Annotated in this window: 21 protein-coding genes; 20 read left to right on the top strand and 1 reads right to left on the bottom strand. The window is 32.5% G+C overall.

From position 1 onward, the window contains the following. The first annotated feature begins 112 nt into the window (after positions 1-112). From sufC to ACKRLN_RS07030, 6 genes are read left to right on the top strand one after another with little or no spacing between them, the layout of a single operon-like run. Positions 113-844, top strand: a complete 732-nt coding sequence (gene sufC, locus ACKRLN_RS07055) for a Fe-S cluster assembly ATPase SufC (protein WP_295883156.1) — start codon at positions 113-115, stop codon at positions 842-844. Between the two features lie 3 nt (positions 845-847). After that, entirely contained in the window at positions 848-2,260 is a 1,413-nt protein-coding gene (gene sufB / locus ACKRLN_RS07050) for a Fe-S cluster assembly protein SufB (protein ID WP_203127698.1), read from the top strand. Further along, on the top strand, positions 2,260-3,300 hold the full coding sequence (locus ACKRLN_RS07045; protein WP_416334701.1) for a SufD family Fe-S cluster assembly protein: 1,041 nt from the start codon (positions 2,260-2,262) through the stop codon (positions 3,298-3,300). Before sufB ends, ACKRLN_RS07045 begins: the two co-directional genes overlap by 1 nt. A gap of 1 nt (position 3,301) precedes the next feature. After that, complete coding sequence (locus ACKRLN_RS07040; RefSeq protein ID WP_416334700.1) at positions 3,302-4,522, top strand: aminotransferase class V-fold PLP-dependent enzyme; 1,221 nt, start codon at positions 3,302-3,304, stop codon at positions 4,520-4,522. 1 nt (position 4,523) lies between these two features. After that, entirely contained in the window at positions 4,524-4,943 is a 420-nt protein-coding gene (gene sufU, locus ACKRLN_RS07035) for a Fe-S cluster assembly sulfur transfer protein SufU (RefSeq protein ID WP_203127695.1), read from the top strand. Between the two features lies 1 nt (position 4,944). Next, the gene (locus ACKRLN_RS07030) at positions 4,945-5,127 is read left to right on the top strand and encodes a hypothetical protein (protein WP_203127694.1); all 183 of its coding nucleotides are present in this window, start codon (positions 4,945-4,947) and stop codon (positions 5,125-5,127) included. Positions 5,128-5,186: 59 nt separating this feature from the next. Here the strand turns inward: ACKRLN_RS07030 and ACKRLN_RS07025 are convergent, their stop codons facing one another. Then, complete coding sequence (locus tag ACKRLN_RS07025; protein ID WP_416334699.1) at positions 5,187-5,465, bottom strand: hypothetical protein; 279 nt, start codon at positions 5,463-5,465, stop codon at positions 5,187-5,189. 509 nt (positions 5,466-5,974) lie between these two features. Here ACKRLN_RS07025 and ACKRLN_RS07020 point away from each other — a divergent pair. The 14 genes from ACKRLN_RS07020 (at position 5,975) to rbsD (ending at position 20,261) form a co-directional block, all read left to right on the top strand. Next, positions 5,975-8,494, top strand: coding sequence for an ATP-dependent Clp protease ATP-binding subunit (locus tag ACKRLN_RS07020; protein WP_416334698.1), 2,520 nt, complete (start codon positions 5,975-5,977; stop codon positions 8,492-8,494). Between the two features lie 2 nt (positions 8,495-8,496). Beyond that, a complete protein-coding gene (locus ACKRLN_RS07015; protein ID WP_296140859.1) occupies positions 8,497-9,669 on the top strand; it encodes a hypothetical protein in 1,173 nt (390 codons plus the stop codon). A 1-nt stretch (position 9,670) separates the two neighbouring features. After that, positions 9,671-10,765 carry a hypothetical protein gene (locus ACKRLN_RS07010; RefSeq protein WP_295883180.1) on the top strand — a complete coding sequence of 365 codons (1,095 nt, stop codon included), beginning with the start codon at positions 9,671-9,673 and terminating at the stop codon, positions 10,763-10,765. Between the two features lie 291 nt (positions 10,766-11,056). Continuing rightward, positions 11,057-11,932, top strand: coding sequence for an ATP-dependent sacrificial sulfur transferase LarE (larE, locus tag ACKRLN_RS07005; protein WP_296140855.1), 876 nt, complete (start codon positions 11,057-11,059; stop codon positions 11,930-11,932). Beyond that, positions 11,922-12,668 (top strand): nickel pincer cofactor biosynthesis protein LarB, encoded by a 747-nt coding sequence (gene larB, locus ACKRLN_RS07000; protein ID WP_203127688.1) that lies wholly within the window; start codon positions 11,922-11,924, stop codon positions 12,666-12,668. Before larE ends, larB begins: the two co-directional genes overlap by 11 nt. Beyond that, the gene (locus ACKRLN_RS06995) at positions 12,669-13,547 is read left to right on the top strand and encodes a LarC family nickel insertion protein (protein ID WP_416334697.1); all 879 of its coding nucleotides are present in this window, start codon (positions 12,669-12,671) and stop codon (positions 13,545-13,547) included. A gap of 2 nt (positions 13,548-13,549) precedes the next feature. After that, positions 13,550-13,975: a nickel insertion protein gene (larC, locus tag ACKRLN_RS06990; RefSeq protein ID WP_338014984.1), complete on the top strand. Its 426-nt coding sequence runs from the start codon at positions 13,550-13,552 to the stop codon at positions 13,973-13,975. Next, a complete protein-coding gene (locus ACKRLN_RS06985) occupies positions 13,972-15,201 on the top strand; it encodes an ABC transporter substrate-binding protein (protein WP_416334696.1) in 1,230 nt (409 codons plus the stop codon). The genes larC and ACKRLN_RS06985 overlap by 4 nt, the downstream gene beginning before the upstream one ends. Continuing rightward, positions 15,194-16,153, top strand: a complete 960-nt coding sequence (locus ACKRLN_RS06980) for a FecCD family ABC transporter permease (protein WP_416334695.1) — start codon at positions 15,194-15,196, stop codon at positions 16,151-16,153. Before ACKRLN_RS06985 ends, ACKRLN_RS06980 begins: the two co-directional genes overlap by 8 nt. Then, on the top strand, positions 16,146-16,886 hold the full coding sequence (locus ACKRLN_RS06975) for an ABC transporter ATP-binding protein (protein WP_416334694.1): 741 nt from the start codon (positions 16,146-16,148) through the stop codon (positions 16,884-16,886). The genes ACKRLN_RS06980 and ACKRLN_RS06975 overlap by 8 nt, the downstream gene beginning before the upstream one ends. A 45-nt stretch (positions 16,887-16,931) precedes the next feature. Next, on the top strand, positions 16,932-17,873 hold the full coding sequence (locus tag ACKRLN_RS06970) for a DMT family transporter (protein WP_416334693.1): 942 nt from the start codon (positions 16,932-16,934) through the stop codon (positions 17,871-17,873). Positions 17,874-17,989: 116 nt separating this feature from the next. Then, complete coding sequence (locus ACKRLN_RS06965) at positions 17,990-18,982, top strand: LacI family DNA-binding transcriptional regulator (RefSeq protein ID WP_416334692.1); 993 nt, start codon at positions 17,990-17,992, stop codon at positions 18,980-18,982. After that, positions 18,979-19,872, top strand: coding sequence for a ribokinase (locus tag ACKRLN_RS06960; RefSeq protein WP_416334691.1), 894 nt, complete (start codon positions 18,979-18,981; stop codon positions 19,870-19,872). Before ACKRLN_RS06965 ends, ACKRLN_RS06960 begins: the two co-directional genes overlap by 4 nt. After that, positions 19,869-20,261, top strand: a complete 393-nt coding sequence (gene rbsD / locus ACKRLN_RS06955) for a D-ribose pyranase (protein ID WP_295883210.1) — start codon at positions 19,869-19,871, stop codon at positions 20,259-20,261. Before ACKRLN_RS06960 ends, rbsD begins: the two co-directional genes overlap by 4 nt. The last annotated feature ends 4 nt before the right edge of the window (positions 20,262-20,265 follow it).

The following is a 20,265-nucleotide window of genomic DNA, read 5'->3' as shown; positions in this document are numbered from 1 at the left end:
TTTTTATTGGTCAAAAAAGGTACAATGAGCAAAGGAGTATAATTGATAATTCCTAGTAAAGTAGTATATTTTAATTGAAAATTTATTACTAAATTTAAAAGAAGAGGTAAAAATGTCTGAGTTATTAAAAATAGAAAATCTACATGTATCAGTTGAAGATACCGAGATTTTAAAAGGTATAGATTTAACAGTAAACAAAGGTGAAGTCCACGTTGTAATGGGATCAAATGGATCTGGTAAGTCAACACTTATGAATACAATCATGGCAAATCCTGTTTATGAAGTAACAGATGGAAAAATTTATTTTGAAGGTGAAGATATCACAGAAGAATCTGTAGATAAACGTGCTCGCCGCGGAATATTTATGTCCTTCCAACACCCTGATGAAATTCCAGGAGTAAAATTAAATGATTTCCTAAGAATTTCTGAAGAACAAATTACAGGCGAAAAACCACAAATGCTTGCATTTACAAAACAACTTACAAAAGAAATGGATAGCCTAAACCTATCTGAAGATTACGCAGGAAGATATGTAAATGTTGGGTTTTCAGGTGGTGAACGTAAAAAATCTGAAATTTTACAAATGAAGATGCTAAATCCAAAACTTGCTATGTTAGATGAAACAGACTCAGGTCTTGACGTTGATGCTGTAAGAATAGTAAGTAAGGGAATCGAAGATTATCTTTCAGAAGATAATGCAGTAATTATCATAACTCACCATAGAGAATTGCTAGAAAATATCAAAGCTGATTATGTTCATGTTATAAAAGACGGAAAGATTGCTCACGAAGGTGATGCAAGCCTAATGGATGAAATCGAAAAACGCGGATACGAATGGGTGTAAAATATGCCAAGCAACAATATAGAAGAAAAATTAAAAGAGCTTGATCGTGGGTTCTATGATTTTATAGATGAATTTACCTACGATAAGATAACAGAAAAAGGTATCAATGCTGATATAGTAAACGAAATCTCTCGTGAAAAAGGCGAACCAGATTGGATGAGAATTAGAAGATTAAAATCTCTAGAACTCTTTAACAAAATGGAAAATCCAACTTGGGGACCAGATTTATCAGAACTTGATGTTAACGATATAACAGCATATGTAAAACCAAAAACAGATAAAAAATCAAATTGGGAAGCTCTTCCTGAAGAAATCAAAGCAACATTTGATAGACTAGGAATCCCACAAGCAGAACAAGAATCTTTAGCTGGCGTAGGTGCTCAATACGATAGTGAGGAAGTATATTTCTCAATCCAAAAACACTTAGAAGACCAAGGTGTTATCTTTATGGACTTTGCAACAGCCCTAAAAGAACACGAAGACCTAGTTAAAGAATATTTCCAAAGAGCAATCCCACCAACCCTTCACAAATACGCAGCCCTACACGGTGCAGTATGGTCAGGTGGATCATTAATCTATGTACCAGAGGGAGTAAAAGTAGATATTCCTCTACAATCATATTATAGATTAAATGCTCCAGGAGCAGGACAATTTGAACACACAATGATAATTGCAGAAGATAATGCAAAAGTACACTTTATCGAAGGATGCTCAGCACCTAGATATAACGTTGTTAATTTACATGCAGGTTCTGTAGAAATTTTCGTTGGTAAAAATGCAGAAGTAAGATTTTCTACAATAGAAAACTGGTCAAGAAATATGTATAACCTAAATACCAAACGTGCTATCGTTGATGAAGGCGGAAAAGTGATTTGGGTTTCAGGATCATTTGGATCAAAAGTTTCTATGCTTTACCCAACATCAGTTTTAGCTGGTGAAGGCGCAAGTGCAGAATACACAGGAATTACTTTTGCGGCTGATGGTCAATATATTGACAATGGTTGCTCAATGATCCACCTTGCTCCAAACACATATTCAACAGCTCTTACAAAATCAATTACAGCCGGTACTGGTAAATCAATGACTAGATCTCTAGTTCAAATGAAGAAAAATGCCAAAGGCAGTCGTTCTACAGTAGACTGTGAAAACCTAATGCTAGGTGAAAATGCTCAATCAGATACAATTCCAGTATTAGACATTCGAAACGATGATGTAGACTGTGGTCACGAAGCTAAAATTGGTTCACTAAACCAATCACAAATATTTTATCTAATGAGTCGTGGTATTCCAGAAGATGAAGCAAAATCAATGATTGTTCGTGGATTTGCAGAACCAGTTAGCCGCGAGCTACCATTAGAATATGCAGTTGAAATGAACCACCTAATAGATATGGAACTAGAAGGAGCAAATGGTTAATGAGTAGACTAAATGAAATGAGAATGTACACTTGGAATTCTCAAGGGCTAAACTACGTAGACGCAAATCTTGGCCTAAAAGAAAGACAAGAGTACTTTAAAAATAGCGAAGGCGAATCAATCAAAGACTTAGAAGATGCTTTTAAAGCTTATGAATACGGCCTTTCTGAAGATACAAAAAAAGAAAACCAAGAATTTAGAAACTTTAGCATATACCGTGATGTAGAGGGTAAAAAAGATTTTGAATCTATCGAGCTAAAACTAGACAGTGAAAATAATATTTTAGTAGCAGGAATTGATATAAATGCACGTGAAAATTCAGAATCGTCATTCCTAATATCAGCCCTAGGTGAGGGAGAAAATCTATATTTAAACTCACAAGTAAGGGTAAATGTAGAAAAAAATGCTAAAGTAAAATTAGTTGTGGTAACAAACTTTGGTAAAAATTCTACAAACCTACAATCTATAAATACAATTGTAGGAGAAGATGCACTTTTGGATATTTCCTATATTGAAATTGGGGCTGATTACTCAATTGTAAATATAAAAAATATCCTAGCAGGAGATAGGGCTCACGTAATCGAAGATGGAATTTACTTTAAAGAAAAAGAACAATTCCTAGATATACTTGCAAACAATGACCATTATGGAAATCAAACTGATTCTGATGCTATGTTTAATGGAGCATTAAAAGATAGTGCCCACAAAAACTGGAAGGGTGTAGTTGACTTAAAACACGGTTGCTTTGAAGCAGATGGTAAAATTGGCGATTACTCAATGATGTTTTCTGACACTGTAAAAAACAAAACTGCTCCAATCCTTCTTTGTGCAGAAAAAGAAGTAGCAGGTAACCACGCAGCAAGTGTGGGTCGATTAAATAAAGAAATGTTATTTTACATCATGAGCCGTGGTTTTGATAAAAAACAAGCAGAATCAATGATGCTAGAAGCAACATTCTCAAAAGCCCTTGATAAAATTGAAGAAGAATCTTTAAGAGATGAACTAAAACAAAGAGTTCGCCAAATGAATACAAGGAATTAAAATGGATATAGAAAAAATTAGAGCTGATTTTCCTTACCTAGATAGCAAAAATCTAGGTAGGGAGGTCATCTACCTTGATACAGCAGCGACAAGTCAAAAACCAAAACAGGTTATTGAAGCTGTGGATAATTATTATAAATATCAAAATGCAAATCCTCACAGAGGAGCTCATTATTTAAGCTATGTAGCAACACAAGCTTACGAAAATTCTCGTGATTACATCAAGGAATACATAGGGGCAGCCCACCGTGAAGAGGTAATATTTACAAGAAATGCAACAGAAGCGCTTAACCTAATTGCTTATTCCTATGCTATGAATAATCTAAAAGCTGGTGATGAGATTTTAATTACTATCTTAGAACACCATGCAAATTTAGTTCCATGGCAAATGGTGGCCAAAAAAATTGGAGCAAAACTAGTTTATGCCTACCTAAACGATGATTATTCCCTTGATTATGATGATTTAAAATCAAAAATTAATGAGAATACCAAAATAGTTTCCTTTACTGGAGCAAGCAATGTAAATAGTGAGATTATAGATGTCAAAAAAATTGTAAAATGGGCTCACGAAGCTGGAGCCATTGCAATAGTTGATGGTGCTCAATTAATCCCTCACTTAAAAACAGATGTAGCAGACTTAGATTGTGATTTTTTAGTATTTTCTGGACATAAACTTCTTGCACCAATGGGCATCGGTGTACTTTATGGTAAAAAAGAAATATTAGAAAAAATGGAACCATTCAATACCGGTGGGGACATGATAGAATATGTTTACGAACAAGATGTAACTTTTGCAGAGCTTCCTTATAAATTTGGAGCAGGAACTCAAGATGTTGGTGGAGTTGTAGGGCTTGCGGAAGCAATAAAATATATGGAAAATATCGGAGTAGAAGAAATCTACAACTACGAGTCAGAATTAACCCGCTATGCCTATAATTTGATCAAAGATATTCCAAATATTAAAATATTTTATCCGGAAAATGTAAAAACTGGAGCAGTTTTATCATTTACCTTTGAAGATATCCACCCACATGATATTGCCTCTATCCTTGATAGTAAGGGAGTTGCAGTAAGAAGTGGACACCATTGTGCAATGCCGCTTCATAAATACTTAGGAGTCAGTGCAACAGCGCGTGCAAGTTTTTCTTTTTATAACACCAAAGAAGAAGCGGAAATCTTTGCAAAAGAACTCTTAAATGTAAGAAAGGTAATGGGTTTATAATATGAATATGGAAGAAATTTATAGCCAAATAATCCTAGATCATTCTAGAAATCAAGCCAACAAACACGAACTAGAAGATGCTGACATCAAAGAACCAGGCCACAATCCATCTTGTGGAGACGAAATAGTTTTAGAATTAAAAACAGATGGAGAAAAAATTGTAGATGCAGCTTTTACTGGCGATGGTTGTGCCATAAGCCAAGCCGCGACAAGTGTAATGTGTGATACAATCATTGGCAAAAGTAAAGAAGAAGCCAAAGAAATGGCAGACATTTATATCCGAATGATAAAAAGAGAAGAAGTAAGCGATGAAGAACTAGAAAAATTGGGCGATGCAGTAGCATTTATCAATATTCAAAATATGCCACAAAGAGTAAAATGCGCCCTACTTTCTTGGAAAACTCTAGATCAAGTTATCTAAAATGAATAAAAATAACTTAGAACAAATGGAATTTTTGACAAGCGCAATTACAACCTTGTTACTTGCAGCCCTTACTTTTTTACAATATCAAAAAAACCGCCCATATTGGTGGTTAATCTTAATAGTAACCATACTTATGGGGGCAAATGCTTATACCAAGTATAAAAAAATGAATAAAATATGATAGATAAAAGAGATCTTAAAGTTAGAAAACTACAGATCTCTTTTTAAATTAATTATTACTTAATTTTTTTCTTTTTTAGAATTATCCATAAACATATTTTTAAAACCACTATAAATTCTGTGAATAGAATATATAATTAATAAAGGTCTTATGGCAAGTAGGGAGTAGAAGTCACCATCTAAACTAAAGTAACTTACATTATTTACTTTCATTATAATATCACTTATGTACGATGAATTTATAAAGAAAAATGCAATTAATAGTCCACTAACTCCAAATACAAAATCTAAGTGCATTAATTTCTTATAATCTTTATCATTTACTTTATGCTCTTTCATATATCCTCCTTGGAATATGTTTACCTATGTTTATTATATCAGTAGAAATAATTAGAGATCAAGTTTAATATTTCTATGATTTGCTTAATTTCTTGGAAAACTTATTTTATTAAAAAATGAAATATCAATATTGATAAAAATTAGACTAATTTTTTAGTTTTTATATCAAATTTGATATAAAAGAGTGGAAATCGTTTTTATTATATGTTATACTTAGCATAGGCAAAAGCCAATGACAATTTTTTTAGGAGGAGTGGTATTTATAGCTCAGATTTTTATAATATTCAAAATTATTTAATTGTAGCCTAAAATTACATATTGTTATGGCTTTTTATTTTTTTGAATACATATAGAAATGATTAAATGAAGCTATTAATTTTGGTTTTTGCAAAAAAACAATTCAATACCTGGGAAATATTTAACAAATGGGTAGATATAATAGGAGAAGGTAAGCTAATCTTAGAATTTACGCCAAATATTTTTCATGGCATCTGGAGGTAATTAACTTAATGGATATCAAAAAATACTCACAAGCATCGGTCGATGTTATAAATCATGCGAATAAAATTGCAATTAGATATAGCAATTCGGAAGTCTCCGACTTACATTTACTCTATGCAATTTTACAAAATCCTGATAATCAGATAGCAGAGTTTTTGAAGGAATCAGCAGTTAATTTTCAACAACTTAAGGATGACGTGGAAAATGCACTGACTAAACTTAGAAGTGCAAAGGGTGTAACAAACCTTTATGTCAGCAGATCTTATCAAAAAGTTTTGCTAGTAGCTGAAGAGCTTTCAAGAAATCTATTTGAAGAAAAAGTTAAATTAGAACATATTTTTTTGGCTTTATTAAAAGAAACTGAAACAACTAGCTCCAAAATTATGGGTCAGCATAAACTTGACTATGATAGTTTTATGCAGTTTGTTTCAAGGAAATTTAATGAACAATTTTTAAATGGTATAGCCAAAGAAACCATTGCAAATCTTGAAAAATATGGTCGAAATCTAACCAAAGAAGCAATCGAAGCCAAACTTGACCCTGTAATAGGCAGGGATGAGGAAACTCGTAGTGCCATCCGTGTTTTATCCCGTAGGATAAAAAACAATCCAATCTTAATTGGTGAGGCGGGTGTTGGTAAAACTGCTATTGTAGAAGGAATTGTCCAAAGGATTGTTCAAGGGGATGTGCCAGATAATCTAAAAAATAGGATAGTTTTTTCGCTAGATATGACATCACTTGTAGCAGGAACAAAATACAGGGGTGACTTTGAAGATAGATTAAAGAAAATTCTTGAAGTAGTAAGGGATTCTGAGGGTAAAATCATCCTATTTATCGATGAAATCCACAATATTATCGGGGCTGGAAATACATCTGGAACTATGGATACTGCAAATATCCTAAAACCAATGCTTGCTCGTGGTGAAATCCTAACAATAGGTGCAACAACTATCGAAGAGTACAAAAAGTATATCGAACAAGATGGAGCCCTTGATCGTAGATTTCAAAAAATAATGGTAAATGAACCAAGTGTTGAAACATCAATCGCCATCCTGAGAGGTGTGAAAGGCAAATATGAAAAACATCATATGGTAAAAATTTCGGATACTGCTTTAGTAGAAGCTGTAAAGCTTTCAAAAAGATTTTTATCCTACAGAAAACTACCAGATGTTGCCATAGATGTCATCGATGAGGCTGCGGCATTAACGCGAATGACCAAAGATCAAAAACCTGTCGAAATAGACAACTTAAACCGCGCGCTAATCCAAGCTGAAATGGAAAAAATAGCCTTAAAGGATGAAACAGACAATATATCACGTGATAGGATTGTCGAAAAAGAAACAGAGATAGAAAATTTAAAAAACTCTTTGGAAGAAAAAACCAAGTTATACGAGCTTGAAAAAGAAAGACAAGAGCAAATTTTACTTTACGAAAAAGAACTTGATGACATTTTAGCTGACATAGAAATAGCTCAAAATGAACACAACATTAGCGAATTAGACGAAAAAATGAAGTCTAAAAAATTGGTAGAAGGAAAACTTGATAAATTAAATGATCAAGAAGCCTACTATCCACTTTCAACTAGTGTGACAAGTTCTGAAGTAAAAGAGATTATTTCTAAATTATCAGGCATGCCAAAGGTAAAATTACAACTAAATAAAATCGAAAACCTTGATCAAATCAGGGCAAATATGAAAGAAGAATTTGTAGGCAATGACAAAATGATTGATAAAATCATAGATACCTACCTAATTTCTGAGGGAGGTTTGTTTGAAAGAAGCAAACCAATTGGTAGTTTCCTAATTGCTGGAAAAGGCGCTGGCAAAAGTTATATAGCAGAGCTAACTTCAAAATATCTTTTTGATGGAGAAACTAGTCTTTTAAGATTTGATATGGGTGAGTTTACAGAAAAATCAGCCGTTACAAAACTTATAGGAGCTCCTCCAGGATATGTTGGCTATGAAGTAGGAGGCATCCTAACAGAAGCTATAAGAACAAAACCATATAGTGTAGTAGTATTTAACAATATAGAAAAGGCAAATGTAGAAATCCAAAGTTTGGTCTCACAAATTTTAAGTGCTGGCAAGCTAAAAGACAACAAGGGCCGCAATATTGATTTAAAAAATACTATGATTTTCCTAACCACTTCGGAAAATATTGAAGATAATAATTTAGAAAATGATATCTCGGGTATAACTAATGTAGTGGATTATGTTTTTTATCTAAAAGAACTAGAAAAAGACTCAATCGATAAATTAATAAAAATCAATCTAAACAAATTAGAAGATGATTTGGAAGGTAACCGTATCAGTCTTAGCTATGATGATCAGTTTATAAAAAAATTATCAGCATATGCAGTTAAATTAGATATGGATATCAGAGATATAAAGAAATTTATCGAGCAAGAAGTTTATCTAGAAATTTCTAAGAAGATTTTAGAAACTAAGTCAGATAATCCATTGCAAATTAAATTAGCATTTGAAGATGAAAAACTAAATCTGACAGCAAAAGAAAAAAATTGGAGGTAAAAATGGCTTTTCAAGTACCAGAATATGTTTGTCCAAACTTTTCAGATGAAAAGTTTCAAAACGCACAAGATGTAAAACTAGGTAAAGTTGAAAAAGATGGTGTAGCACCAGATGACTTTTATCTAACAACTTACATGCCAACTTACTACAAAAAAGATGGCGAATGGATCCTACCAGAACACACATCACTAAACTGTGTAGCAGTTGTAGAAGGTGATGATGTAGTTATCAAAGAAATCAGAGATCTTAAAGCAGGCGATCAAGTAGTTTTAAGAGGCAATGATGATGCTGAAAGCGGAATTTATGTAAATGCAGAAGGATTCCCAGAAGAAGTTTACTCAAAAGCAGGCAAATCAGTAGAAACATCATTCTCAAATGACTATGACAAACTATTTGAATTAATGGAACATGAACGTGATAGCGAAGATGGATACATAGTTTGGGTTCTAGGACCAAGTGTAGTATTTGACTATGATACAAGAAATGCTTTAAACAAACTTGCAGAAAATGGATATATTGATTCCTTACTTGCAGGAAATGCTATGTGTACTCACGACCTTGAAGGTGGATTCCTACAAACAGCTTTAGGACAAAATATTTATACTCAAGTTAACCAACCAATGGGTCACTACAACCACTTAGACTTACTAAACGAAGTAAGAGATGCAGGATCTATCAAAGAATTCATCGCTGGTGGTAATGTAAAAGATGGTATTATCAAAACTCTTTCTGATATGGATGTTCCATTTGTACTATCAGGATCAATCAGAGATGACGGTCCACTTCCAGAAGTACACGGAGATACAGATGATGCATTAAATGCTACAAAAAAAGAACTTGATAAAGCAACAATGGTTATTTGTATAGCAACAATGCTTCACAGCTTATCAGTTGCAAACATAACATCAAGCTACAAAAAAAGAACAGACGGAACAGTTTCTCCAGTTTATATGTACTCAATCGACGTTACAGAAAACGTAGTACACAAAGTTGGTGCAGCTAGAGAATACATGGGATTTGTACCAATGGTAACAAACGTACAAGACTTTGTAGTTAACTGTGAAAAAGCATTAGTTTCTCCAGCTCAAGGAGTACTTTCTGAAGATATGGAAATTCCAGAAACTGAACATGTACAAATAACAGGTAACAAAGCACAAAGCAAGGAGGAATTATAAGATGAAATTTGAAATGCCACAATATCATCATCCTGATTTTGATCAAGAGTTCTTAAAAAATGCCCCAAATGTTAAACTTGAAGAAGTAACACAAGAGGGTATCAGCCCACGTAACTACCACGCATTATCAGTATTCCCAGAATACTTCAAAGTTAATGATAAATGGGTACTTGCTACAGAATCAAGAATGGATACTGTTTGTGTAGTAAATGATACTCCAGGTGAAGAAAGCGTTGATATCGTTGAATTTAGAAACCTAAAAGTAGGAGACAAAGTAGCTATAGGTCGTACAGAAGATGCATCAGAAGGTATCTATGTATGGACACAAGGATTCCTAGCAGAAGGAGCAGAAAAAGATACATTTGCTTTCCGTTCAGGTCGTTCAAGAGAAACAGCTTTCTCAATGGATTATGATAACCTATATGAAGTATTAAAACACGAAAAAGAAAACAACGGCTATGTAACAATGGTAGTTGGTTCTGCAATTGCACTTGATAGAGATGCTAGACTTGCTTTACAAAGATTAATCGAAAACGGATTTATCAATGCAATCTTCTGTGGTACAGAAACAGCAGCGTTTGACCTTGAACGTGGATTATATGGTACATCTTGGGGACAAGAACACTTTGAAAAAGAACAAAACTCTACAAGAAATCTATTTGAAACAATAAACTTAGCTCGTAAATACGGTTCTACAAAAGCATTAGTAGAATCAGGCCAAGTTAAAGATGGTTTCATCAAAGCTTGTATTGAAAATGATGTTGACTTTGTAATCGCTGGTACAATCCGTGATAGATTTGGTCTTCCAGAAACAATCAACAACGTTTATGAAGCACAAGATGCTATGAGAGCTCACTCAAGAAAAACATCTACAATCATCATGCTTTCAGCAATTCTATTTACAATTGCTACAGGTAATATGACTCCATCATACAATGAATTTGATGGCGAAATCAGACCAGTTTACATGTACACAGTAGATATCCAAGAATTCGCTGTAAACAAACTTTCTGATAGAGGTACTGTAACTGCTGTATCAATGGTAACAAACACACAAGACTTCATCAGAAACGTAGATAGAGCTTTAAATAACTAATAAAATAAAAAAGGGCAAAAACCCATAAAAACATAATATAAAAGTATTTTGTAAAAATACTTTATAAAAATGATTCTCATAATTAGGCTGATTTTTACACTTTTTTGTAGAATCAGCCTTTTTTACGATAAAAATCATTAAGGAAAAGTCCTTTTCTATTTATGGATAATTATTAGTTTTTAACTAGGGATTATGCAAAAAAAGCTCAATATGATAAAATAAACTTGTAAATAGTCGATTATGCTACATATTTATTTTTAGGATGTGGCTTTATTATAGAAAGGATTTTTTATGGAAAATACAGTAACAAGCATTAGTGCAGAAAAAAAAGAAAAGCTAAATAGCATTATAAAAGAATTGCTAAATGAAAAAATGGTTTTAGCTTTTTCAGGTGGTGTAGATAGTACTCTTATCTTAAAATTAGCTTCAGAGCTTAGAGAAAATCGTGATGATATAGTTGCAATGACTTTCGTAACAGAATTTTCTCCAAAAGATGAGCTTGAAGAATGTGTAAGACTAGCAGAAGAAATGGATGTAGAATTAACAGTTGCAAATGTAAGTATCATGGACAATGAAAAACTACTAAACAACGTAAACTACAGATGCTACCACTGCAAGGGTGGACTTTTTGAAAATTGCTTTAATTTAAAAGATGAACTTGGATATGGATTTGTAGTTGATGGTACAAACTTAGATGATTATCAAGTATTTAGACCAGGCATCAAAGCCCTAAAAGATCTAGGGGCAAGATCTCCACTATATGAAGCAGGTCTTAGTAAAGCAGAAGTACGTGCTTACTCAAAAGAACTGGGTATAGAAACACACAAAAAACCTTCAAAACCATGTATGGCAACAAGATTCCCATACAACACTAGAATTGATATCGACAAATTCCCAATGATTGAAGAAGCAGAAAATTACTTAGAAAGTTTAGGTTTTACCGTAAACAGAGTAAGAATTTACGGAGATAACACAAGAATTGAAGTAGAAAAAGAAAAACTAGGCCAAGTATTTGAACATGCTGATGAAATTGTTAAAAAATTCAAAGATTTAGGATTTAAATACGTAAATATCGACCTAGAAGGATACAGATCTGGTTCTATGGATGAAGTTGTTGATGACAATTTAAAAACAGAAGTAAATCCATGGTTAGCTAATGAACAATAAAGAATTTTTAGAAAAAATAAAAAACAACGAGATATCTATAAATGAAGGTCTAGACTACCTAAAAGATTTTAACTACAAGGATCTAGACTTTGCAAAATTAGATTTTCAAAGAAAAGAACGTCGCGGTTTTGGCGAGACAATTTTTTGCGAGGGTAAGGAAGACTTTGCCCTTGCAGAAATTTATAAGTCTTTTAGCCAACGTAAGGAATCAGTAATTGGTACTAGGGCAACTCCTAGTCAATACGAAAGAGTCCTTGAACTTGTACCTGAGGCAAAATATGACCCAACTGGCAGGATTATTTCTCTTGTTTATGAAGAGAGTCCCAAAATAGGAAATATTGCCATTTGTACAGGTGGTACTGCAGATTTAAAAGTAGCAGAGGAAGCTAGAATAACCGCTGAATTTTTTGGTGCAAATGTTACTAAATTTTACGATGTTGGAGTTTCAGGACTACACAGACTCACATCAAAAATTGATGAGATTGCAAAAGCAAATGTAATAATTGCAATTGCTGGCATGGAGGGAGCTCTTCCTACAGTTATAGGAGGCTTGGTAAATAAGCCTATTATTGCGGTACCAACATCTATTGGTTACGGAGCAAATTTCAATGGACTTTCAGCTTTACTTACAATGCTAAATACCTGTGCTGAGGGTGTCAATGTTGTAAATATAGACAATGGATACAGCGCAGCCTATAATGCTTGTCAGATTAATAAATTGATTGAGGAGAAGTAAATGGATTTATATTTTGAAATGAACTCTGGAATAGCTGGAGATATGACAATTGCAGCCCTTTTAGATCTTGGAGCAAGCAAGGAAAAACTAGTGAATGCTATTGAATCCTTAGGGATAGATGGTTATGAATTGGTTTTTGATAGGAAAATAAAAAATAATATAGATGCAAATAATTTTGATGTTATTTTAACAAATCAAGATCACGACCACCATCATGAACAAGTAAAGGATGATCATAATCATTCACATGAGCATAAGGATGAAGATGGTAAAACCTTTACCCAAACTCATGAACATGTGGATGAAAATGGCAATACTTACACACATTCGCATTCAGAAGATCATCATGGCCACAGACATCTAAAAGAAATTACTGAATTAATCAACAAAGCAAATATTTCCGAAAGAGCAAAAAAAGATGCACTCGGTATCTTTGATATTATTGCAGATGCTGAATCTATAGCCCATGGTATTGACAAATCAGCAGTCCATTTCCACGAAGTCGGAGCAGTTGATTCTATAATAGATATCATCGGAACAGCTGTCCTTATAGATGATTTAAATGTTGAAAATATTTATTTCTCAGATCTTAGCGAGGGATATGGATATCAATATTCATCACACGGACAAATGCCAATTCCGGTGCCTGCAGTAATAAATATCCTTGCAGGTTCTGATATAAATCTAAAACTTCTAGATGAAGAAGGCGAACACGTAACTCCAACTGGTGCTGCTATTGTAAGATATTATGACAAAGGCGAAAAAGTTGAAAGTTTTAAGGTAAAAAATGTAGGTCTTGGAGCAGGCAATAAAGATTTTGCAAAATACACCAATATCTTGCGAGTAATGGAAATTGAAACTAGTAAAAAAAAACTCTAGAAATTCTGGAAACTAATATAGATGATAGTACAGGTGAGGTCTTAGGTTTTATAGTAGATGAATGTATGAGATACGCATTAGATGTATTTTATACACCAATTTTTATGAAAAAAAACCGCCCAGCCTATAAGCTGTCAGTAATTTGTGATTTGGAAAATGAGCAAGTAATTGAAGATATAATTTTTAAACATACCACAAGCATTGGCATTAGAAAAATTCCAATAGAGAGGGATATCCTAGATCGCAAAAAAGAATCACTTACTTATGAGGATAGTGAGTATGATTTTAAAATTGTTAGTCACAATGGCGAAGATTATGTATATCCCGAATTTGAATCAGCTAAGGACCTAGCAATTAAATATGATATGGGTTTAAAATCTGCCTTTGACATATTAAAAAATTTATATGATAAAAAGGAAGAGATATGAAATATTTTAAAACATTATTGCTATCTTTAATTTTAATTTTAGCTGGATGTACAAACAATCAGGGAGCAGAAACAAGTAAAAATACATCAACTGAAACAAAAGTTGAAGAAAACCAAAATAAAAGTGAAAAAGAAGAAACTTCTGAAAAAGTAAAAGAAGAAGCAAGTAGTGAAGAAAAAACAGATGGCAAAATAGTCGTAACAGACCTAGATGGCAATGAAATTACTTTAGACAAACCACTTGAAAAAGTAATCATTCAAGGCTCATCATCTGGTGGTCCATTTATGACCATGATGTATTTAGATAAGGATAATTTCTTATCAAAAATTGCAGCTATGGATGATAGTGTAAAAATAGACCGTAATGACTTTTATACACGTTTAGAAAAAGTAATGCCAGAAATCGAAGATGTGCCACGTATTGCAAATTTTATGGATAACGATTTTTCGTATGAAACTATCCTAAATACAGACGCAGATGGCATAATAGCACCAATTGGATTTAAAACTCAAATTGAAGCAATCCAAGAAAAAATCGACATTCCTGTTTTTTATGTGGACTACCATTCACAAGATTTTGATAAGCACATTGCATCTACAAAACTTATAGCAAAAGTAACTGGCCTTGATAAAAATTTGGATGAGCTTATTGATTTTTACACATCAAAAGTAAGCCCAATTATAGATAAAAAATATGATGAGGGCGAGAAACCAAAAGTTTATGTAGAGCATGGTTACGAAGGTGAGAAAGAATACGGAAATTCATATGGATCTAACAAGATGTGGGGCAAGATTGTAGAAGATTGTGGCGGCCACAACATAGGATCAGATGCCTTGGGATCAGATGAAGCGATTCCCCTATCAAGTGAGTTTGTATTATCTGAAGATCCAGAAAAAATTATCTTAACAGGATCCCAATGGTTAGAAAAACCACATTCCATGAAAATGGGCTATGACACAAGTGCGGATCAAATAAAAGAAAAAATTGATCTTTACAAAACCCGCCCAGCTTGGTCAGATCTTAAAGCTATGAAAAATAAAGAAATTTATGTAATTAGCCAACAACTAGTGCGCGATATGAGTGACTTTTATTCATATGAATTCATAGCAAAAACTCTACATCCAGAGGAATACAAAGATTTAGATCCAGAAAAGGATTTTGAAGAGTTTTACCAAAAATTTATGCCAATTGGCTTAGAAGGAACTTGGTCATATAAATATGAATAGAAATAAAAAAATAATTATTTCTACAATTTTATTAATAATAGCAGCTACAATCGATTTGTTTATAGGTGATAGCAAGATTGCCCTTAGTGATTTATCAAATCTAAGTGAGATTCAAAAAACAATTATATTGGATATCCGCTTACCTGAAGTACTTACTGCAAGTATTGTTGGTTTATCTTTGGGACTTGGTGGGGCAATTATGCAAACAATTTTAAATAATCCCTTAGCAGATCCCTTTACCTTAGGAATTTCATCGGCAGCAGGATTTGGAGCAAGCCTATTTTTACTCTTAGGCTTATCCCTTTCATATGTAGCCTTTGGATCTATAATATTTTCCCTAGTATCCATGTTTTTTGTATTTTACATTTCAAAAAAGAAATCCATGAATACTGAAGATATGATTTTGGCAGGTATAGCTGTAAAATTCTTTTTTGACTCACTAACATCATTACTGCAATATATAGCAACAGATGAAGCCTTGGCTTCCATTGTATTTTGGCTATTTGGAAATGTTACTAAAACTACAACTGTAGAAATTTTGATAATCCTAGCAGTTTTTCTTATTATTGTAATATTTTCACTAAAAGATGCATGGAAACTTACAGCTATGCGTTTTGGCGAAGATCGAGCAAAGGCAATGGGTGTTGATACAAAAATTTTAAAATTAAAAACATTTATTTTAGTGTCTATCCTTGCAGCAGTTTCTGTTTCTTATGTTGGTATTATAGGTTTTATTGGAATCTTGGCCCCACATTTTGCAAGGCGAATGGTGGGAGAAGATCAAAGATACTATCTGATTTTATCAGCAATTATTGGTGGCATACTTTTAGTAATTTCATCTATGGTTACAAAAGTGATTAAAACTGGTGTTGTGGTTCCCATCGGTATTATCTCATCACTTATAGGCTTACCACTTATATTTGTAATGCTTTTTGGAGTCAAAAATGATTGATATAAAAAATCTTACAATAAATTATGACAAAAAAGTTATAGATGATATAAGTTTTGCGATAGAGCCAGGAAAAGTCCATGTTCTTATGGGCCGAAATGGAGCTGGAAAATCCTCAATTCTAAATGCAATTAGTGGTTTGATAAGCTATGATGGAAATATCAGAGCAGATGGTAAAATCTCTTATCTAAATCAAAATGTAAATACAAAAGTTAATTTTACTGTTTTTGAAACAATCATTTTGGGCAAGGTAAAGAGTCTTAATTTTAAGCTTAGTGATGAAGATATTAATGATACTTATGAGATCATGGATCTTTTAAAACTTAGAAAATTTGAAAATAAAAAAATCTCAAAAATGAGCGGGGGAGAAGTTCAAAAAGTGCTTATAGCCCAAGCCTTGATTAGCAAACCGGATATTTTATTATTGGATGAGCCAGTAAACGCCTTGGATTTGCACAACCAGTATGAAATACTTGCTATAATAAAAAAGCTTACCCAGAAGTTAAACCTAACTACCCTAATTACCCTTCACCAAATGGAACTGATTGAAAGATACGCAGATAATATTATTTTAATAAATAACAATAAAATTTATGAAGTAGGCGATAAATACCAAATATTCACAAAAAAAATGTTTGATGAAGTTTACAACATAGATGCAAACATAAGCAAGGTGGATGATAACTTGTTATTCTTATTTAATATGAATAACAAGCAACAAATTAATGAATTTTAGTTTATAATCCATATATTTTGGATATATAAAATAAAAGGAGGAAATATGACTGAAAAAAAACAAACTCGCGATAAAAGTAAACTCGCCAAACTGGGATTACTTATTACAGCCATTCTTTGGGGAAGCTCACTAACAGTAGTAAAGGGTGCAGCAGATACCTTTAACCCAAACTTTATTCTTATGGTTAGATTTGCTTTATCTGCAATAATACTAGCAATTATTTTTAACAAAAAAGTTAGATCAGCGACAAAAGATGACATAAAATCTGGATTAATAGTAGGATTTTTCTTATTTATTGCATATTCGTCACAAACACTCGGTGTTACATACGCAGATCCAGGTAGAAGTGCATTCCTTTCCGCTTCATATTGTGTAATTGTACCATTCTTATCATGGGCAGTTACAAGACATAGACCTGATAAATATAATATTTGGGCGGCAATTATTGCCATTATTGGTATTTATTTAATTTCAAAATCAGGTGTTGAAAAAGGAACCTCAATATTTAATGCAAGCAAAGAGATGCTATTAGGTGATGGTCTTGCCTTACTAAGTGGTTTTTTATTTGCAGCACACATTGTAGCAGTAAACCAATTTACAAAAGGAAAAGACCCAATCCTTATGACTATCTTCCAATTTGCTTCAGCAGCGGTTTTAGCGGCAATCGTAACATTAATATTTGAAGATAACTCAAATATGGTAGTAAATTCATCAAGACCAATCTTTGAATTACTTTACCTAGCTATATTCTGTACAACAGTAGCTCTATTACTACAAAATATTGGACAAAAATACACAGACGAATCCTCAGCAGCAATTATTCTAGGATTTGAGTCAGTATTTGGTATTCTAATCCCAGTTTTACTAGGAATAGAAAGCCTAACACCACTTTCAATAGCAGGATTTGTACTAATGTTTGTGGCAATAATGATTTCAGAAACAAAACTATCATTCTTGCACAAAGACAAAGTTAAAACAGCAGCATAAAATAAACCCCAAAATCTTTTGCGGATTTTGGGGTTATTTTTATATCTAAAATTCATTGACAATATTTATCAAAGATGTTATTATATAGTTGATTAAAACGTTTTAATGGTGATGAAATGACAAATATAAAAGATGTTGCAAAATTAGCGGGTGTATCAATTACAACTGTGTCAATGGTTTTGAATAATACTGAAAATAAAATATCTGAACCCACTAGAAAAAAAGTTTTGGAAGCTGCCCAAAGATTAAATTATAATGCAAATAGCTATGCTAAGGCTCTTGCTAGCAAAAAAAGCAATATAATCATGACTGTTGTTCCAGATCTTTCTAATCCATTTTTTTCTGAATTAGTAAAAGAACTAAGCCAATTTGCAGAAAAATCTTCATATTTTTTATATATACATAATACAAACAACAAAAAAATTGAAAGAGAAGAATTTTTAAGTTTGCTGACCAACAATTTTTTTGCAGCAAGCTTAGTGGTGGATAGAAATGTAAATACCTTAGATGAAAAAGATATAGAAAATCACAAAATTATATTTCTTGATGAAGTGGATTTTAACAATAGAAATACCCAAATTGTTACAGGAAATAATGAAATGGGTGGATATATTGGCATGGAATATTTGATTAAACGTGGATTTAGAAATATAGGAATTTTAATAGGACCAAGGTCAACTGCAAATTCATCTAGGAGACTTTCCGGTGCCATAAAAGCAGCTATGAACTATGATATTTATATTGATCAAAAAAATATTATCCATGGTGATTATTCTTACGAAGAAGGCTATAAGGCTGCAAAACTTTTTGCTAAAAGAAATGTAGATGCTATTTTTTCTTTTGCAGATATGTCATCTTATGGTCTTTTAAATTATTTTGCTGAATCAAATATTAAAATTCCGGAAGATATTTCTGTAATAAGCTATGATAACTTATTTTTAAATAAAATAGTCACACCTAAACTGACATCCATTGACCAAAACTTAAGACAAATAGCTGAAAAATCTATCGAGGTGGCAGATCAGTTGATTAAAAATAATAAAAGTCCTGAAAAAATATTGATCGAACCACGAATTATTGAAGCGGAAAGTGTAGGTTTTAAAAAATGAAAATAATTAATTTTGGATCACTAAATATAGATATCTTCTTTAGAGTAAATCATATTGTAAGACCTGGTGAAACAATAAGTGCTCAAAGCATAGAAAAAAGAGCTGGTGGAAAGGGTCTTAATCAATCAGTGGCTTTGGCAAAAGTTTTTGATAAGGTCTACCACGCAGGTAGTATTGGTATGGATGGAGCTTTTTTAAAAGATTACTTAACCAGAGAAGGGATTAATACCAGATTCATAAGAGAATCGGATATACCAACAGGAAATGCAATTATCCAAGTAGATGATAATGGAGAAAACTCTATTGTTTTATACAAGGGTGCAAATTTTGATAATGATAAAGAATATATCGATGAAGTTTTGTCAAATTTTGATAAAAACGATATTCTTATTTTGCAAAACGAAATAAACAATATGGATTACATAATTAAAAAAGGTTCTGAAAAAGAAATGAAATTAGTTTTAAATCCTTCTCCAATCACCGAAGAAATTAAGAATTTTGATTTTAATAAGATAGATTTACTTTTGGTAAACGAAACTGAGGCAAAAGAAATTTCTAACTGTGATGATGTAGAAAAGTGTATTGACTACTTTAGAGAAAATTATCCAAATTTAAAGATTGTTATAACTTTAGGTGAGCGCGGATCAATTTTTGTAAGCAAGGATAGTAAAGTTTGTCAAAACGCCTATAAGGTAGAGGCTGTGGATAGCACAGGAGCAGGTGATACATTTACTGGATTTTTTGTAGCAGAATTTTATCAAAACAATGATATTAAAAAATGCTTAGAATTTGCAACTAAAGCTTCTGCATTATCAGTAACTAAACAAGGTGCTAGCATTTCTATACCATCTATGAAAGAAGTAGAAAAGTTTAATGGAGATATATTATGAAAGAGAATGGCATATTAAATAGTGAAATTTCAAAGAGATTATCAGATTTGGGCCATACTGATTTAATTGCTATTGGCGATTGTGGTTTACCAATAGATTCAGAGAAAAAAATTGATATAGCCTTAAAACTTGGTCAACCAAAGTTTATTGACGTCCTAGAGGTCTTACTAGAAGATTTTGGATGCGAGCATTATATATTAGCAAGCGAAATAAAGGAAAAAAATCCAGACCAAGAAATCGATATAAAAAATCTTTTGGATGGTGTAAGCAGCGAATACATATCTCATGAAGATTTTAAGAAAAAACTAGACCAAGTAAAATTTGTAATAAGAACTGGAGAAAATACCCCATATTCTAATATAATCTTGCAGTCAAAAAACATTTTTTAGGAGT

The sequence above is a fragment of the Anaerococcus sp. AH8042_DFU013_CI05 genome (genome assembly GCF_047936775.1).
Classification (GTDB): domain Bacteria; phylum Bacillota; class Clostridia; order Tissierellales; family Peptoniphilaceae; genus Anaerococcus.
The sequence above is the reverse complement of the archived record's forward strand: the minus strand, read 5'-3'. Positions and strand labels throughout refer to the sequence as shown.

Coding starts and splice junctions, on each gene's coding strand:
- ACKRLN_RS06960 (WP_416334691.1), top strand. CDS start 18,979: ATGAAAATAATTAATTTTGGATCACTAAATATAGATATCTTCTTTAGA.
- ACKRLN_RS06980 (WP_416334695.1), top strand. CDS start 15,194: ATGAATAGAAATAAAAAAATAATTATTTCTACAATTTTATTAATAATA.
- ACKRLN_RS07040 (WP_416334700.1), top strand. CDS start 3,302: ATGGATATAGAAAAAATTAGAGCTGATTTTCCTTACCTAGATAGCAAA.
- ACKRLN_RS07030 (WP_203127694.1), top strand. CDS start 4,945: ATGAATAAAAATAACTTAGAACAAATGGAATTTTTGACAAGCGCAATT.
- ACKRLN_RS06995 (WP_416334697.1), top strand. CDS start 12,669: ATGGATTTATATTTTGAAATGAACTCTGGAATAGCTGGAGATATGACA.
- ACKRLN_RS06965 (WP_416334692.1), top strand. CDS start 17,990: ATGACAAATATAAAAGATGTTGCAAAATTAGCGGGTGTATCAATTACA.
- ACKRLN_RS07025 (WP_416334699.1), bottom strand. CDS start 5,465: ATGAAAGAGCATAAAGTAAATGATAAAGATTATAAGAAATTAATGCAC.
- rbsD (WP_295883210.1), top strand. CDS start 19,869: ATGAAAGAGAATGGCATATTAAATAGTGAAATTTCAAAGAGATTATCA.
- larB (WP_203127688.1), top strand. CDS start 11,922: ATGAACAATAAAGAATTTTTAGAAAAAATAAAAAACAACGAGATATCT.
- ACKRLN_RS07010 (WP_295883180.1), top strand. CDS start 9,671: ATGAAATTTGAAATGCCACAATATCATCATCCTGATTTTGATCAAGAG.
- sufU (WP_203127695.1), top strand. CDS start 4,524: ATGAATATGGAAGAAATTTATAGCCAAATAATCCTAGATCATTCTAGA.
- ACKRLN_RS07020 (WP_416334698.1), top strand. CDS start 5,975: ATGGATATCAAAAAATACTCACAAGCATCGGTCGATGTTATAAATCAT.
- ACKRLN_RS06985 (WP_416334696.1), top strand. CDS start 13,972: ATGAAATATTTTAAAACATTATTGCTATCTTTAATTTTAATTTTAGCT.
- larE (WP_296140855.1), top strand. CDS start 11,057: ATGGAAAATACAGTAACAAGCATTAGTGCAGAAAAAAAAGAAAAGCTA.
- ACKRLN_RS07015 (WP_296140859.1), top strand. CDS start 8,497: ATGGCTTTTCAAGTACCAGAATATGTTTGTCCAAACTTTTCAGATGAA.
- sufB (WP_203127698.1), top strand. CDS start 848: ATGCCAAGCAACAATATAGAAGAAAAATTAAAAGAGCTTGATCGTGGG.
- sufC (WP_295883156.1), top strand. CDS start 113: ATGTCTGAGTTATTAAAAATAGAAAATCTACATGTATCAGTTGAAGAT.
- ACKRLN_RS06970 (WP_416334693.1), top strand. CDS start 16,932: ATGACTGAAAAAAAACAAACTCGCGATAAAAGTAAACTCGCCAAACTG.
- ACKRLN_RS07045 (WP_416334701.1), top strand. CDS start 2,260: ATGAGTAGACTAAATGAAATGAGAATGTACACTTGGAATTCTCAAGGG.
- ACKRLN_RS06975 (WP_416334694.1), top strand. CDS start 16,146: ATGATTGATATAAAAAATCTTACAATAAATTATGACAAAAAAGTTATA.